Annotated in this window: 26 protein-coding genes; 24 read left to right on the top strand and 2 right to left on the bottom strand. The window is 48.7% G+C overall.

Annotated features, from left to right (window positions below; translation table 11 throughout):
• The first annotated feature begins 26 nt into the window (after positions 1 to 26).
• Entirely contained in the window at positions 27 to 281 is a 255-nt protein-coding gene (locus ACTJJI_RS04650; RefSeq protein WP_020884641.1) for a hypothetical protein, read from the top strand.
• Here the strand turns inward: ACTJJI_RS04650 and ACTJJI_RS04655 are convergent.
• Both ACTJJI_RS04655 and ACTJJI_RS04660 read right to left on the bottom strand, forming a co-directional pair.
• On the bottom strand, positions 259 to 453 hold the full coding sequence (locus tag ACTJJI_RS04655) for a hypothetical protein (protein ID WP_440653196.1): 195 nt from the start codon (positions 451 to 453) through the stop codon (positions 259 to 261). The two genes, ACTJJI_RS04650 and ACTJJI_RS04655, sit on opposite strands and share 23 nt — an antisense overlap.
• 307 nt (positions 454 to 760) lie before the next feature.
• A complete protein-coding gene (locus ACTJJI_RS04660; protein ID WP_440653198.1) occupies positions 761 to 1,201 on the bottom strand; it encodes a helix-turn-helix domain-containing protein in 441 nt (146 codons plus the stop codon).
• Positions 1,202 to 1,300: 99 nt separating this feature from the next.
• Here ACTJJI_RS04660 and ACTJJI_RS04665 point away from each other — a divergent pair, with 99 nt between their 5' ends.
• The 23 genes from ACTJJI_RS04665 (at position 1,301) to ACTJJI_RS04775 (ending at position 13,516) form a co-directional block, all read left to right on the top strand.
• Positions 1,301 to 1,555, top strand: coding sequence for a YdaS family helix-turn-helix protein (locus ACTJJI_RS04665; protein ID WP_440653200.1), 255 nt, complete (start codon positions 1,301 to 1,303; stop codon positions 1,553 to 1,555).
• Positions 1,555 to 2,007 carry a toxin YdaT family protein gene (locus tag ACTJJI_RS04670; RefSeq protein WP_440653202.1) on the top strand — a complete coding sequence of 151 codons (453 nt, stop codon included), beginning with the start codon at positions 1,555 to 1,557 and terminating at the stop codon, positions 2,005 to 2,007. Before ACTJJI_RS04665 ends, ACTJJI_RS04670 begins: the two co-directional genes overlap by 1 nt.
• 22 nt (positions 2,008 to 2,029) lie before the next feature.
• The gene (locus ACTJJI_RS04675) at positions 2,030 to 2,947 is read left to right on the top strand and encodes a helix-turn-helix domain-containing protein (RefSeq protein ID WP_248229676.1); all 918 of its coding nucleotides are present in this window, start codon (positions 2,030 to 2,032) and stop codon (positions 2,945 to 2,947) included.
• A 2-nt stretch (positions 2,948 to 2,949) separates the two neighbouring features.
• Positions 2,950 to 3,690, top strand: coding sequence for an ATP-binding protein (locus tag ACTJJI_RS04680; RefSeq protein ID WP_440653204.1), 741 nt, complete (start codon positions 2,950 to 2,952; stop codon positions 3,688 to 3,690).
• Between the two features lie 17 nt (positions 3,691 to 3,707).
• Positions 3,708 to 4,370 carry a DUF1627 domain-containing protein gene (locus ACTJJI_RS04685; RefSeq protein ID WP_440653206.1) on the top strand — a complete coding sequence of 221 codons (663 nt, stop codon included), beginning with the start codon at positions 3,708 to 3,710 and terminating at the stop codon, positions 4,368 to 4,370.
• A complete protein-coding gene (locus ACTJJI_RS04690; protein WP_440653208.1) occupies positions 4,363 to 4,569 on the top strand; it encodes a hypothetical protein in 207 nt (68 codons plus the stop codon). The genes ACTJJI_RS04685 and ACTJJI_RS04690 overlap by 8 nt, the downstream gene beginning before the upstream one ends.
• Positions 4,566 to 4,799, top strand: coding sequence for a hypothetical protein (locus ACTJJI_RS04695; RefSeq protein WP_440653209.1), 234 nt, complete (start codon positions 4,566 to 4,568; stop codon positions 4,797 to 4,799). The genes ACTJJI_RS04690 and ACTJJI_RS04695 overlap by 4 nt, the downstream gene beginning before the upstream one ends.
• Entirely contained in the window at positions 4,796 to 5,305 is a 510-nt protein-coding gene (locus ACTJJI_RS04700; protein ID WP_440653211.1) for a hypothetical protein, read from the top strand. Before ACTJJI_RS04695 ends, ACTJJI_RS04700 begins: the two co-directional genes overlap by 4 nt.
• Before the next feature lies 1 nt (position 5,306).
• Positions 5,307 to 5,816 carry a class I SAM-dependent methyltransferase gene (locus tag ACTJJI_RS04705; protein WP_440653213.1) on the top strand — a complete coding sequence of 170 codons (510 nt, stop codon included), beginning with the start codon at positions 5,307 to 5,309 and terminating at the stop codon, positions 5,814 to 5,816.
• A gap of 185 nt (positions 5,817 to 6,001) precedes the next feature.
• A complete protein-coding gene (locus ACTJJI_RS04710; RefSeq protein ID WP_440653215.1) occupies positions 6,002 to 6,325 on the top strand; it encodes a hypothetical protein in 324 nt (107 codons plus the stop codon).
• Between the two features lie 184 nt (positions 6,326 to 6,509).
• On the top strand, positions 6,510 to 6,677 hold the full coding sequence (locus ACTJJI_RS04715; protein ID WP_164879454.1) for a hypothetical protein: 168 nt from the start codon (positions 6,510 to 6,512) through the stop codon (positions 6,675 to 6,677).
• A gap of 139 nt (positions 6,678 to 6,816) precedes the next feature.
• Positions 6,817 to 7,110 (top strand): Ref family recombination enhancement nuclease, encoded by a 294-nt coding sequence (locus ACTJJI_RS04720; protein ID WP_440653217.1) that lies wholly within the window; start codon positions 6,817 to 6,819, stop codon positions 7,108 to 7,110.
• A complete protein-coding gene (locus tag ACTJJI_RS04725; RefSeq protein WP_440653219.1) occupies positions 7,103 to 7,459 on the top strand; it encodes a RusA family crossover junction endodeoxyribonuclease in 357 nt (118 codons plus the stop codon). The genes ACTJJI_RS04720 and ACTJJI_RS04725 overlap by 8 nt, the downstream gene beginning before the upstream one ends.
• Positions 7,456 to 8,052: a hypothetical protein gene (locus tag ACTJJI_RS04730; protein WP_440653221.1), complete on the top strand. Its 597-nt coding sequence runs from the start codon at positions 7,456 to 7,458 to the stop codon at positions 8,050 to 8,052. The genes ACTJJI_RS04725 and ACTJJI_RS04730 overlap by 4 nt, the downstream gene beginning before the upstream one ends.
• A 145-nt stretch (positions 8,053 to 8,197) precedes the next feature.
• Positions 8,198 to 8,431 (top strand): hypothetical protein, encoded by a 234-nt coding sequence (locus tag ACTJJI_RS04735; protein WP_232938547.1) that lies wholly within the window; start codon positions 8,198 to 8,200, stop codon positions 8,429 to 8,431.
• Positions 8,432 to 8,433: 2 nt separating this feature from the next.
• Positions 8,434 to 9,216 (top strand): hypothetical protein, encoded by a 783-nt coding sequence (locus ACTJJI_RS04740; protein ID WP_440653223.1) that lies wholly within the window; start codon positions 8,434 to 8,436, stop codon positions 9,214 to 9,216.
• A 372-nt stretch (positions 9,217 to 9,588) separates the two neighbouring features.
• Positions 9,589 to 9,780, top strand: a complete 192-nt coding sequence (locus ACTJJI_RS04745) for a hypothetical protein (RefSeq protein ID WP_440653225.1) — start codon at positions 9,589 to 9,591, stop codon at positions 9,778 to 9,780.
• Between the two features lie 42 nt (positions 9,781 to 9,822).
• A complete protein-coding gene (locus tag ACTJJI_RS04750) occupies positions 9,823 to 10,476 on the top strand; it encodes a hypothetical protein (protein ID WP_440653227.1) in 654 nt (217 codons plus the stop codon).
• Positions 10,477 to 10,606: 130 nt separating this feature from the next.
• Complete coding sequence (locus tag ACTJJI_RS04755) at positions 10,607 to 10,873, top strand: phage holin (RefSeq protein ID WP_440653229.1); 267 nt, start codon at positions 10,607 to 10,609, stop codon at positions 10,871 to 10,873.
• Positions 10,848 to 11,387 carry a lysozyme gene (locus tag ACTJJI_RS04760; protein ID WP_440653231.1) on the top strand — a complete coding sequence of 180 codons (540 nt, stop codon included), beginning with the start codon at positions 10,848 to 10,850 and terminating at the stop codon, positions 11,385 to 11,387. The genes ACTJJI_RS04755 and ACTJJI_RS04760 overlap by 26 nt, the downstream gene beginning before the upstream one ends.
• Positions 11,384 to 11,896: a hypothetical protein gene (locus ACTJJI_RS04765; RefSeq protein ID WP_440653233.1), complete on the top strand. Its 513-nt coding sequence runs from the start codon at positions 11,384 to 11,386 to the stop codon at positions 11,894 to 11,896. The genes ACTJJI_RS04760 and ACTJJI_RS04765 overlap by 4 nt, the downstream gene beginning before the upstream one ends.
• A gap of 115 nt (positions 11,897 to 12,011) precedes the next feature.
• A complete protein-coding gene (locus tag ACTJJI_RS04770; protein WP_112018325.1) occupies positions 12,012 to 12,779 on the top strand; it encodes a serine/threonine-protein kinase in 768 nt (255 codons plus the stop codon).
• Complete coding sequence (locus ACTJJI_RS04775) at positions 12,776 to 13,516, top strand: PP2C family protein-serine/threonine phosphatase (RefSeq protein WP_112018326.1); 741 nt, start codon at positions 12,776 to 12,778, stop codon at positions 13,514 to 13,516. Before ACTJJI_RS04770 ends, ACTJJI_RS04775 begins: the two co-directional genes overlap by 4 nt.
• The last annotated feature ends 226 nt before the right edge of the window (positions 13,517 to 13,742 follow it).

Genomic DNA, 13,742 nt, shown 5'->3' on the forward strand with positions numbered 1-13,742 from the left:
TCTCACACAGCCAGAAGGAAACTTTCATGCGCGGAGTCGTCGTACATCATGAGCACCGCATTGGTTACATCGTTATCCGTGACCAAATCGGAGAATTCACAGTTGCTGAGCTGCTCGGTGGGTATGACGTTGAGAAGGGACACGTCATATCCGGTGAGCTCCACAGTCTCGGTGGTGAAACCTTCACGAACGAGACTGAGGAAGAAGAAATTGAAGTATTTGTTCAGGGCTACGGCATGTCTGAACAGCAATCAATTCTCATGATCCGAGGCACTCGTTAATCCACTGCCGAAAAAGAGCACAGTGCTTTAACGTCGTGTTGCAGTATTCAACGGAGATCACCTTGCCTTGTGTTAAATGGGGCTTAATCTCTTCGTTGAACTGCAACCCTCGTTTGGCTGCCAGCTCCAGACGCGCAATCTTTTCGAAAAGCGCTTCTAATTTCTTATCCATTGCGTTCTCCACTTCACACTGCCGAATCATCCCGGTCTTCATCTGTCCCGGGCGGTTACTTCGTGGGCATCCTGCCTGTTCGCTCTGTTTACCCTTATCGCCGGGTAGGCGGAACGTTTACCTGTCGCACCTGTTGTGCTTCGATGCTTGTAAGGCTACAAGTTCAATTTGATAATTACAAATAAAAAAGATGCTGAAAATGGGAAATGTAAAGGATGTTATTGAAAAATATCGTATTAAAGTTTTTTGGAGGAGATTGGAAACAACAAAGCCCGACCAATGGCCGGGCTATATGGGATAGGTGTGGTTATTTTTTGGGTTGACTGGCGTACTTTATGAAGAATTCATAGAGCTGCTTGTAACGCATTTCGAAGGCGAGAAGCATGTTTTTTGCTTCAACGCTTGGGAACTGTCGATATACCGTAATCAACCTAATCTCTTCTTCAGTCAGTGGCAAAAGTTCAGTTCCGGCGCTGGCTCCTAGGACTGGATCCATAAGTCTTACGCTTTCCTGCGGCAGTTCTTCCTCAGAAAAAAACCAAGCTTCCGGCTTACCTGTTGCTTCAGATAACCGTGTCAGATTAGGTCCGTTTGGCCTTGATGCGCCCTTTGCCCAAAGCTGAACCGCCTGGGCTGAAACGCCAATCTCTTTAGCCAATTGGCTTTGGTTCCAGCCAAGTTCATACAGGACCTGTTTGATCCTTTTGGCTGATGTCTCGTATTGAGCAGTTTCGGGTTTCTCTTTCATGCCTCTAGTTTACAAGCAAAGCTTGTTGTCGTCATACAAAATAAAACTTGTCAATTACAAATTCATTTTGTATTTTGTGAGTGTGTGACGGAGGTTTTTATGCAACCACAAACAAAAAACAAGTTATTTGGCATTACCAATCAGGCAGAAATCGCTCGTCAATTAGAGACGAGTCAGCAAAACGTTAGTTTATGGGTCACATCAGGCAAGTTTCCGCCTCGTAGAATCTTGCCATTTTGTCGGGCTGTTGGATTTGCTGTGACACCACACCAGCTTGATCCAGCCCTTTACCCAAACCCTTCTGATGCGCTGCCTGTGCAGGCTACCACCCATGAGCAAAAGGAGTCTGACTGATGGAAATCAAAAAACTGGCATGTGAACTGGAGTCCTGGGCACAGGAAAGGGGCTGGAAGACGGTGACGCAGCTGATAACCCCGCATCACTTTGGTGATCTGCTCCAGTCACTGGATGACGTTTCGGATCCGGATGAGTACGCGCGGCGGCTGCACAACAACAAGCAGATTATTCAGCGTGCGTTCCGCAACGATACGCCGAACTACCTGAAACAGGCGGAAGCGCTGAGCTATGCCATCCGTACCGCCATCGATAACGAGCTGGCGCAGAAGGACTGCATGCACTACCGGGCGGCCAGAGTTAACAAAGAGTGCATCGAAGCCACCAATGCAGTCTTCACCGGCAAACCGCAACCGGTAATCCGGCGCGAGACTCTGGAAGCGATCGACGCGCTGGCGCAGCTGGTTGGCGTCAAAGTGAAGCTGGTTTCGACTTGTTCGAACGCAGCCTAGTTCAGTTGTATCGAGGTGTTCTATGAGCATGGAACTGATGGTTCAGGCGATGAAGGTCAAGGTAGGCAACCCGCTTCGTAAGCTGGTCCTGCTTAAGCTGGCCGATAACGCAAGTGACCAGGGCGAGTGCTGGCCGAGCTATCAGCATATTGCTGATCAGTGTGAGATCAGCCGTCGTTCAGTCATGAATCACGTTGCCGCGCTTTGCGAGTCTGGGTTGATGCGTAAAGAGACCAGATCGGGCCCAAAAGGTAACGGCAGTAATTTCTACCGACTAACCCTGAGTGGTGCAAATACCAGCGCAAGGGTAGTGCAGGAGATTCACCAGGGTGGTGAAGCAAATTCACCAGGGGCTGGTGCAGGAGATTCACCAGATGGTGCGCCACATTCACCAGGGGATAGTGAAGGAGATTCACCCAGAATCAGTCACTCTTCTGAACCAGTCAAAGAACCAGAAAATAATTCTTGTCCGGACGCTTCGCTGTCGGACGAACAGCTGACCAAAGATGCGTTTTTAAATCGTCATCCAGAGGCCGTGGTTGCCCATGCAGGAAAACGGCAGTGGGGAAGCAAGGAAGATCTGACCTGCGCTCAGTGGATGTGGAACCGCATCGTCAAGCTTTATGAAAAAGCCGCTGAGACAGACGGGGAACTAGTGCGCCCCAAAGAGCCTAACTGGGCTGCATGGTCCAACGAAATCCGGCTGATGTGTGCCATTGATGGCAGAACACATAAGCAAATTTGCGAAATGTTTTCGCGTGTACAGCGTGATCCGTTCTGGTGCCGAAACGTGATGTCACCGTCAAAACTGCGCGAAAAATGGGATGACTTAATTCTACGGCTGCCATCGGCAGGGGCGGCTCAGAATCAGGCTGGTGGCCGGGATATCAATCGGATCTCCCGTCCTGACAGCACCGTTCCGCCAGGATTCAGGGGGTAAGCATGCAAAACGCAGGTTCCATTCTCGATCGCCTTCGCCGCGTCATTCCGGCAGGCGTAGAACCCAAATTCAAGAACGCTGCTGAGCTGATGGCGTGGCAGCGCGAGGAAGGTCTAAAACGTGCCGATGAGGTGGACAAACTCAACCAGCAGGCACGTGCAGAGAAAATTTTCGGGCGATCCGGGATCCAGAACCTGCACCGCAGTTGCAGCTTCGCGAATTACACGGTGAACGGCGACGGCCAGCGCCATGCCCTGAGTATGGCAAAGAGCTATGCGCAAAATTTTGGAACCGGCTTTGCGAGCTTCGTTTTCACTGGAAAGCCTGGCACGGGGAAAAACCACCTCTCAGCGGCGATCGGGAATTATCTGCTGAAACAGGGGCGAACGGTTCTGATTGTGACCGTGCCGGACCTGACCCTGCGAGCCAGGGCTTGTTATGACGAAGGACGTTCTGAAGCCGCGCTGCTGGATGACCTCTGCAAAGTGGATTTGCTGGTGCTCGACGAAGTAGGCATTCAGCGCGACAGCCGCGGCGAGAAAGTTTTGTTGAACCAGATTATCGATCGCCGGCTGGCCGCTATGCGCCCCGTTGGCGTTCTGACCAACCTGAATTACGACGCGCTGGTAGAGACCCTGGGGGAAAGGGTCATCGATCGCCTGCGCATGGATAACGGCATTTGGGTGAATTTTGACTGGGAGAGCTATCGCGGAAACGTTAGCCACCTGAGACCTGTTAAGTGAATTTTGAGGAGAAAATTATGGAATCCGTAATCGACGCACTGAAAGCAATGGGTAAAGCAACCTACCTCGATGTAGCAGCCCGCCTGGATATCGAGCCCGTAGAGGCACTGAAAATGCTTCGCGAGCAGAAGGAAGAGGGGTTGTGCGATTTCTTCGATGGATCATGGTCGGTCGGTACCGCGAAGGAGCATAAGCCGAAGCGTATCAGACCCAAGCAGCCATCGCCGCTGGTGGAGAGGGTATTGGCAGCAATGCAGGGCCAGGGAGCTATGAGCGCAAATCAGGTCGCTGAAAAGCTGGGCAAGGGTTCGCGAGCCCTGAATGCATCGCTTGGTGCAATGTGCAAGGACGGTCTGGTTCTGCGCCATGTGGACGGTAAAAACATCACCTGGAGCCTGGCGGGTGAACCGGCAATACAGCCAGAGCAGCAGGGGCCCGCAGCAGCGGAAGCCAAGGGCGCACCCGCACCGGATCTGGAGAGCAAAACGCTGGAAGACATTATTGGCGATATGCCGGCTTTCGCCAGCCGTCCGGATGATCTGATTATTCCGTCATCGCGTTATATCTCAACCGAAATCCGCCGCACGAAAGCGAAGCTGGCAAACCTGCAGCGTCTGCAGGGGGCCGTTCGCGAGCTGCGCCGCCATAAGCATCTGCTGGAGGGGCTGGGGAATGACTGATTTACCGAAATGCCCTGAATGCGGCATGGCTCCTTCACTGAAAGTTCGCAGCAGGGGAATGAACTGGGGTTCGGCAGAGGTCCGCTGTTCTAACGGCTGCCCTGGAGTCCGCGCGGGATTTTCGTTCCCGCCTGAAGGAGAGGAAGCGGCCCGGCTGCTGCTTCAAGAAAAATGGAAAGAGTTAGTGGAGGCAAAGTGAGCAAATTATTACTTCTCAAATGCACAAAAGATACCGAGGGTTGGTGGACTGAGGGGGAAACGTACCCAGCCCGTGTAGATGCAGGCGGTTTTGTTCTGGTCGGTGATGATGACGAACTGGACGGGGAGGGATGGAGCGCAGCGCCGATGGAATACCGTGAAGATGGTTCAGTGCTTTATCAGGTCGGCGGCATTGATGGTGAAGTTTTGTTTGAGGAGTCCGCCCAATGACAGTTAAACCTTTCCGTGCTGATGGCGGTGATATCAGCACCGATCGCCTGAGAGAGATTGCTGACAATCCTTACGGCGACGAAGAGAAATGCTGGCTGGCGAATCGCGTGCTGACGCTGATGGATGAGCTGGAGCGCAAAGAAGAGCAACGTGCTAACTGGTTTCAGATGGCGCAAAAACTTGGTTCAGACCTGGACGCAGCAGAGAAGCGGATTGCTGAGCTGGAAAACGACGGAGTACGTCAACAGCTGGCTAACGCAGAGCATCAGCTCCACATGGCAGAACTGGCGAAGCGCAACCTGAGGGCCAGCCGTAAAGCTCAGTTCAGGAAACGGAAAGCGGCTGAGCTGAGGATTGCAGAGCTGGAGGCGCGAGAAGTGAAATTGCCTGAGCGCTATGAAATTGAAATGCAACCATTGCCTGCGCCAAACGGAGAATGGTATTCACGCGATGACGTATTGTCGTCCCTAGCCTCTGCTGGCATCCGCATCTGCAGGGGAGAGTGATATGTCTGAGCAAACAATCCTCGATATGTGCTGTGGTTCCCGCATGTTCTGGTTCAACAAACGCGATACGCGCACGCTCTTCGCCGATATTCGCAGCGAAGAGCACGAATTATGCGACGGCCGCCGCCTCATTATCCGTCCTGATTTGATTGCAGACTTCCGCGCGCTGCCGTTCGCTGATGCGTCGTTTCCGGTTGTTGTGTTTGATCCCCCACACCTTGAGCGTGTCGGCCAAACGGCATGGATGGGTAAAAAATATGGTCGATTGAACAAAAAAACATGGCGTTCTGACCTGCGTGCTGGGTTCAAAGAGGCATTCCGAGTTTTGCGGCCACATGGTGTGCTTATTTTCAAATGGAATGAAACTCAGATCCCGGTGAGCCAGATTTTGGAGCTTACTGACGAGAAACCTGCGATCGGTCAGCGTACCGGGAAGAACGACAAAACCCACTGGATCATTTTCGTGAAGGAGCCTGCAGCGCCTCTGCAGGAGGCGAAACAGTGTATCTGATGGAGCTGTTATCAGGGGCAGTATGGCTAGTGGTTTTGATCCTGCTGGTGGTGCTGATCATGAGAAGAATTGATTATTGATTAAGCACTTACCCGCTCCGGCGGGTTTTTTTCACCCCAAATCTTGACCCTCGTTTTTTTGGTGTTACTGTATAAATATACAGTTAATTATCAGGGGTGGTTATCATGGGTTTTCCATCACCAGCAGTAGACTACGCAGAACAGACACTCACTTTTACCAGCCTTTACGGCTATGACGGCAACTGCCGAACCTTCGAAACATCAGCCGGGTACGCGGTCATAAACGTCGCGAGAACGCCAGAAGTGGGTGATACCGTGCTGATATCGTTCTGCGGCAGTCTGGATTTCGCAAAAATCCAGGGGAAAGCGCTGATCACTCAGGATGGAGAGGCTATCGAGGGCGATGCGCTGGACGATGCAACCGTAATGGGCGTGGTAACGCACCTCCTGAATCGTGTAACAGATATTGACAATCGGCCTGTGATTTAGAGGGCTGGATCTGATTCCTGTGTCTTGAAAGCAGATCGGTTACACAGACCAATTACGGCTAATTGGTCTATCTAACCTATTAAGCGTTCGCGAGAAGGGCTGCTTCAGTAACGTTCAGTGCGCAGGGAGAAAAGGGCTGACCCCGGCGTTTCGGGGATGACTGAATTGAATAGGATTTTGCGTTATGAATGAGCAAGAATTAATAGCTGCCGTTCGCCCCGCTGGACGTTATGAGGTAGTGACCAATGACGATGGTTCTTTTATCGTGATACCTATCCCGCTCGAAGCAATACTGATTACCCGCGAATCTCTCCTGCAGCATGCTGAGCGCTTCCGCAACCCTGACAACTGATTTATAATAATCAAGCTGGCCTGAACAACCAGCGCCTGTCGCACCATCACCGGAGAAAAGTGATGGCGCAAAAAACTACCTCGAATTACTCACACCGCCAGTCTATGCGCGGTGTTTCTGCTTATGCTGGTGGTCCAGCATGAAGAAAGCAGATAGCCTCCATCTTTCGCGTGTGGCCGCACTGGGCTGCATCGTGTGCAGAAACCAGAACCTGGGCGAGACGCCCGCGGAAATTCACCATATCCGAACCGGGCAGGGCACAAGCCAGCGCGCTGACCATCGAAAATCAATTCCCCTGGGCCATATGCATCATCGCAACGGCGGTTATGGTGTGGCGATTCATGCTGGCCGTAAGCAATGGGAGAAAAACTTCGGTACCGAGTTGCAGCTGATGGAGCAGGTCCAGTTAGAGCTGGGAGTGTTCTATGCCTAAATACATCATCACCCCAGTCGGAAAACCCCGCATGACTCGCCGCGATAAATGGAAACAGCGCCCGCCGGTGATGCGCTATCGCATGTTTTGCGATGAAGCTCGCCTTCATGGAATTCAAGTACCGGAGAGCGGTTCCCATATCACTTTCGTTTTGCCGATGCCGACGAGCTGGAGCAAGAAGAAGCGCGCAGCTATGGACGGCCAGCCACACCAGCACAAGCCAGATCTGGACAACTTAACAAAATCTCTGTTGGACGCCTTGTTTGAGGATGATTCCCACATTTGGGACGCCCGGACATCAAAAGTATGGGGCGAAACCGGAATGATAATTATCGAGGACATGAAATGACACCACGCCAGAAACGCCAGTATTTTGAAGGGCTGGGAAAAACCGCAATGGCGCCACGCAAGAGCTGGCTCGGGAAAAGTATTCTCCTGACTGATATCCAGTCCGGGTGGATTAAATCACTGCTAACTGTATGGGGGGAATCTGTCCGCGGCGGAACAGACCCGGCCAAACCGTGTGGCCATTCGTGCTGGAACGTGATAAGCGGAAAAAACTGGTCTGATAAAGCGCTTGAGCGATTTACGGCGGCGTTGAACCAGGCGAGAGAAGAGGGATTCCGTGGTGAGCAGGCAATGAGGCGCGCGCGCTCGATACTCTGGCCTGAGCCGCCGGTGAGTGTCATTGACGCAGCGATGTGCAGTGATGACGCGAAATTTATTGAGGATGTGGTGCTGCAGGCGTTCGAGTTGAAGGATCCGGTTTATCTGGTTGGCCGTCAGTATTACACCACCCGCAAAAAAATATCGGATATCACCAGAGAACTGCAGAGACTGACCCCGTGGCTCACCGATTCGGAGGCCAGAAAGCGTGTGCGCTGGTGCCTGGAAATATTCAGGGCTAAGGTTTTTCTGGCTGCGCGGGCGCTGTTAAGGTGAGGAATCTGATGTTGTAGAGGTTGCTCATACAACATCATACCTATTCATATAGCATTAATAGCTGTTGCTAAATACAGTGGTATTGTTTACGCTTTCAGTACCAGGTAAGAGCGCAGCGCCGACTTTGACTGGTGAGGAGTGACATATGAAAATGATTAACCGCCTTATGGCGACGCTGGCCACTCCAGACCGTATTATGGATATCCTGGTCAGCAATAGGTGGGATACCAAAGAAAACCCGGCTGAAAATAGTGCAACCGAAGCATACTTTTTTGACCGTAGCGGTACGTTAAAAATCAATCCACATAACGAAAGTGTGCAAAATGCTTTTGATTATAATATAAATGCTCTGTCTTCGAAGAAAAAACATCAAGGATAGGCATGAGCGCAGCGTTAGTTGTGGTAATTTTAGTATGTGGCTATTTATACATAAATAGCCACATACCCTCCAAGATTCTCTTCAAAAAATCTACTGGTTGGCAATCCTACTTTCAGGTAGCTTTGAAAGGCTCCATCTACTTGATTATGGGATTTTTTTTCCTGCTGATAGTTTGGATTGTTGTATTTCTACTTATGTTGATTTTCAACATACCTCATTTTTTCAAACCAACTTTGCATCATTTTACCTTCGCGTATGATCTCTGGGAGATCCACTTTGCGGGTGTAGGTATGCCTTTTGTTGCTTTGGTCGCTGCAACCATAATTTTTAGTTTGGGTGAATCTAAGCAAGCCGAGAAACAGTTGAGAGACCCAGCGCAGCGCCGAAAAATTTTCGAGGAAGTTGCTAAAAGTAGCCCTGTTGAGGCAATTCTTCTTGAGTCATTGGATAGCCAACAACAGCTGCTCGTTTCCATTACACTCAAGTCGCGAAAAGTTTATATTGGCATGGTTCATGAGGCGCGCCTGGAAGAGCATGACACCGATACGGTGGTCATCGTCCCGTTCCTGAGCGGATACCGTGATAAGGACACCTTGTCATTTATTGAAGAGGTAAATTATGCCGACCACTATAAAGAGTGCGGTATAACATTTACGTCACAACCGATCTCTCTTAAGCAGTACCGGCATGTTATTCCAAGGGATCAGATAGAATCAGTTTCTCTTTTTAATTCAGCGATGTATTCTCATTTTAAACAACTTAAGAATGAAAAAGAGAAACAATAAATCTCTTTAATACAAAGGCACACACAGAAAGCACTTTTTAGCAAAAAGTGCTTTTTTTAATTTGTGCCTATTGAAAACGGGCCAGAAAATCAGATAATCCATTCATGCTTGGCAGAGCTGCGCCACGATGGCAGCGATGTAAAGCGACAATTTGAAAAAACTTTAAACCCCGCCTGCCGGGGTTTTTTGTTATCCGGCGATACGACAGGGGTATTCGCGAAAGTGCATTGCACCAGTACCCCTGTCATATCGTCGATCTCACCAGTTTTAATAAATCAAATATCTATCATAAGGCTGCCATCCGGGCATTTCATTTACTTTTAATCTCTGCGAGGGTTTAGAGTAATTTGAAGGCGACAAAGATTGAGTATAATGACCCTTACTCATTCGTTATTGGAAACAGGTTTTATGAAAACAGAAAATCCAGACAATCCTCTTGAACGCAGTGGTTTCACATGGGATGAGTTTTATTCTCATCTCAGGGAATTTGACAAAGCTGTATGTGAAGCCAATGCTGTAAGCCAGGGAGTAGGTGTGAGAATGGCCGAAGCTTATCAAGGGTAGTCTACTTATATATTCGCCCGAATTTGTATTCATGCCTCAATAATGATATCTAATGTTCCAAAATCTAGATGGGCAAAACGTGATTATGATTTTTGGAATTTTTCTTCAGTAGCATCACATTTGAGGGCAATACTAGAGGCTGAGTTGTTATTCTTATATTTATCAGAGGTGCCTGAGTCGACTGAGCAGTGGTCAGCAAAACTTAACGTTATGCATATGAATGATTGCGTTAAGAGAATTGAGATGTTTACTGCAAGTGACAATTCAGAAGCTTTAAGTTTTTATCATGAACAACAAAAAGTGATTTCTGATAGGCTCCATAACAACCCTGTGTTTATGTCACTTGATTCTGGGACTAGGAAAAGATGTTTGACAGGTAAAGCTATCACTATACCGAATCGTGACGAATTGCTTGTTAAGCTTGGGAAGGACCCCGTCTCATTCAAAATCATGTTCGATTTTCTGTCTCATTATACACACATACTCCCTATGTCGTACTATAAAATGGAAGCAAATGGTAGAGGTACCGGCTGTTATAATGAATTCGATTTTGGATACATCATAATGAGTATGATGATGTGCACTGAAAGCTTAGTTAAATGCACTGATAGAATGATTGAAATTTTCCCAGATGTAAAAAGATTACGAAAAGGGATTAAATCTAAATTCACCTTAGGACCCAAGCCAACAAAATAGTCACTGCATTAATAAAAGGTTCCTGCAAGGAGCCTTTTTTAATAAAGATAATTTATATTCCATTTGAGTATTGTGCGCACCCTAAACTTTCAAAAAATTTAACGCCATCCGAATTATCGGAGGTGAGGTTATGAACAGAATGAGCACCATTTATAGCAGACTTTCATACGGCACTGGAACCGCTTTGACCGGCTGCGGTGTCTCCTCAAAGGCATATGCCGACACAGCAAAAACAGAGGTTTGGATCTTGGCTGACAAGATAGCAGGGCTGACCCTGAGCGATTGGGCAATCCTAGTCGGTATAGCGTGCACTGTTATCACATGCGGCGTTAACTGGTATTACCGCCGTAAAGAACGAGAGGATAGGTTAAATGTCCGTCAGCAGAGCGAAGCTTAGTGCTGCTATGCTGGCGCTTCTTGCTGCTGGAGCGTCAGCACCAGTTTTATTCGATCAGTTCATAAGCGAGAAAGAAGGCAATGCGCTGGTGGCCGTTGTTGATCCGGGTGGGGTCTGGTCTTTATGTCACGGCGTGACTGTCATCGATGGCAGGCGCGTTGTTAAAGGCATGACAGCGACAAAAGAACAATGCCACAAGGTTAACGCTATTGAACGCGATAAGGCATTAGCCTGGGTTGATCGCAATATCAAAGTGCCTCTGACAGAGCCGCAGAAGGTAGGTATCGCATCCTTCTGCCCATATAACATTGGTCCGGGTAAATGCTTCCCTTCGACCTTCTACAGGCGCATCAATGCAGGCGACCGCATAGGTGCATGCGAAGCAATCCGCTGGTGGATCAAAGACGGTGGACGTGATTGCCGCCTGACTAAAGGCCAGAAGAATGGCTGTTATGGGCAGGTCGAGCGGCGCGATCAGGAAAGCGCGCTGGCGTGCTGGGGGCTGGACCAATGAAAATTACTACGGGTCTAGTCGGCGTTGTCGTTATTGCTGGTCTTTCGGTCGCGCTCATTAAGAGTTGCTCAAACGCTAGTAGCCTTCAGAGCGATAACGACGTTCTGCGAAGCGACAACTCTTTGCAGAGGCAGGCGATAGCCACCCAGGCATTCAACTTCAATCGATTCAATCAGGTCGCAGAACAAGCCAACAGGCTCAACTCCCTGATCGACACCAGCACCGAAGAAACCGTAATCGAATACCGGGAGATTCTCCGCCGTGAAAAAACCTGTGATCTGCCTGTTCCTGATGACATTGCTGGTGGGTTGCTCGAATACGCGCACCGTTTACGTTCCAGCGCAATGCACGCCGATACCGACGAACCTGACGCAGCCGATGATCGTACCGCTGCCACCAGCTCAATAACGTACTGCCAGGCTGTGCTCTGGATTAAGCCGCTGCTGGCCGTGATTGAAAAGGGCAACAACAATTTCGCTGGGATTCGTCAGATCGAGCAACAGCGCTAACCATTGGATCGCACATTAGTTGATAGCAATCGGATTTCTGAAGTAAAAGTCAATGGCTTACTATCTTAATTGGTAGTAATTTATCTGGAATTGACTTGTATGAAAGAGAGCCAAAATGGAAGCTAGAGGGAATTATCGTTTAAGGCCAATTTCAGAACTTGGAAGCGGGACATTTGGGAGAGTAGAGAAAATCGAACTCTTCAATTCTAGTGAGCATTTTTGTGGCTATTACGCCCGCAAAAGTCTCGCAGTCAATCACGACATTGTTGGTTCAATCTTCAGTCCTGATGACTGGAGAAGACGATTTGAGAGAGAAGTGACATACCAATCTCGCTGTCGACATTCAAATGTTGTTCCTGTGTTAATACACAATCTAGATGCAGAGCATCCGTGGTTTGTTATGCCGCTAGCAGATACGGATCTTATGAAGGAGATCGACGGGAACGTATTAAGTGATGATGAGAAACTACTGGCGATTAGAATGATGTTACTCGGCGTCCAATACATCCACAAACGAGGGTATCTTCATCGAGACCTCAAGCCAGAAAATATCCTAAAGTTTTCTGATGGGCAGTACAAAGTCTCTGATTTTGGTTTAGTTAAGCACGATGACCCTAACGCAGCTTCGGCAGTACTAACGAATATTGCTGTCACCATGGGAACTGATGGGTATAAAGCTCCAGAAGTAAACAGGGGTCTGTATAGCCCTAAAACTGACATCTATGCAGCGGGTGCGATAGTGAATATTTTAAATTTAAGCCATGTGGATGGTATTGATGCTCTGATAGGCAAGGCTACAGCTTACAAACCGACTGCGAGATATGATTCAGTCAGTGAGATGCTTGCCGATCTTGACGCCATAATTGAAGGGAGGCAGGCATGATAAATCTTCTAAGTTGCGGCTTTTTCTCATGTCCTAAGGATTCCGACCGCGGCAATCAGGACTCATATGTTTTGCCAGCACCGACAGGTAACGGATTCGTTTTTGCAGTCGCTGATGGCGTTGGCTCATACGAAGGTGCTAAAGAGATAGCCGATGTTGCTACTTCTGCTCTTCGGTATACCAATAACGAAAGTATTACGGATATTCAAAAAACATTTCTGGGTCTAAAAGAAAAGGTAGATGCGGTTGTAGATGCTAAGTCTGAATGGATCAATGCAGCGACAACTCTTTCATTCTGTTTTATTGACCATGAAGCTTTGTATGTTGGGCATGTTGGTGATACCCGCGTCTATGTTAAAAAAGGCGCTAAGTTGGCATTGATAACCAAAGATCACACTCAACACCAAGAACTTTTTGATGATGGGATTTACACGAAGAAAGAGTTACGTGATTTACCAGGTAAAAACACTCTTACTTCGGCAATATCCAGAAACATTGCTTTACGCTTCCAAAGCGTTAAGTTGCCCTTATCGGAACTGGTAGATGAAAATGGACTCATTACTGTTTACATCATGTCAGATGGCGCACATCATTTCTGGGAACAAAGGCCAAGACTCTCCCTTGAAACTATCTCGAAAGCGCCAAAGTTTGCCGCAAGCTTGCTGAGAAGGATTGAGCGATCCGGACCCATAGATGATTACACGCTAATCGCTGCCTCTTTCCAAACATCGAAGTAGTAATAAACCGCCTGAGGGCGGTTTTCTTTTCCTCAACAGCTATCCATCAACATCAGCTGTATCCCTTAGTGGGGTTAAATATTCGAGATTGATTATTATTTGAAAAGGTACTCCTGACGGTTCTGAACACCGAGGGGGCCAGGACACGCGGAAAACGGCTAGTTTTTGCATTTTCATGGCGGCGGCAGCAGGTCTGTTAACTTGCTGATCGCAATGAAGAATTCCC

Source organism: Enterobacter sp. 22466 (genome assembly GCF_052044775.1).
GTDB lineage: Bacteria > Pseudomonadota > Gammaproteobacteria > Enterobacterales > Enterobacteriaceae > Enterobacter > Enterobacter dissolvens.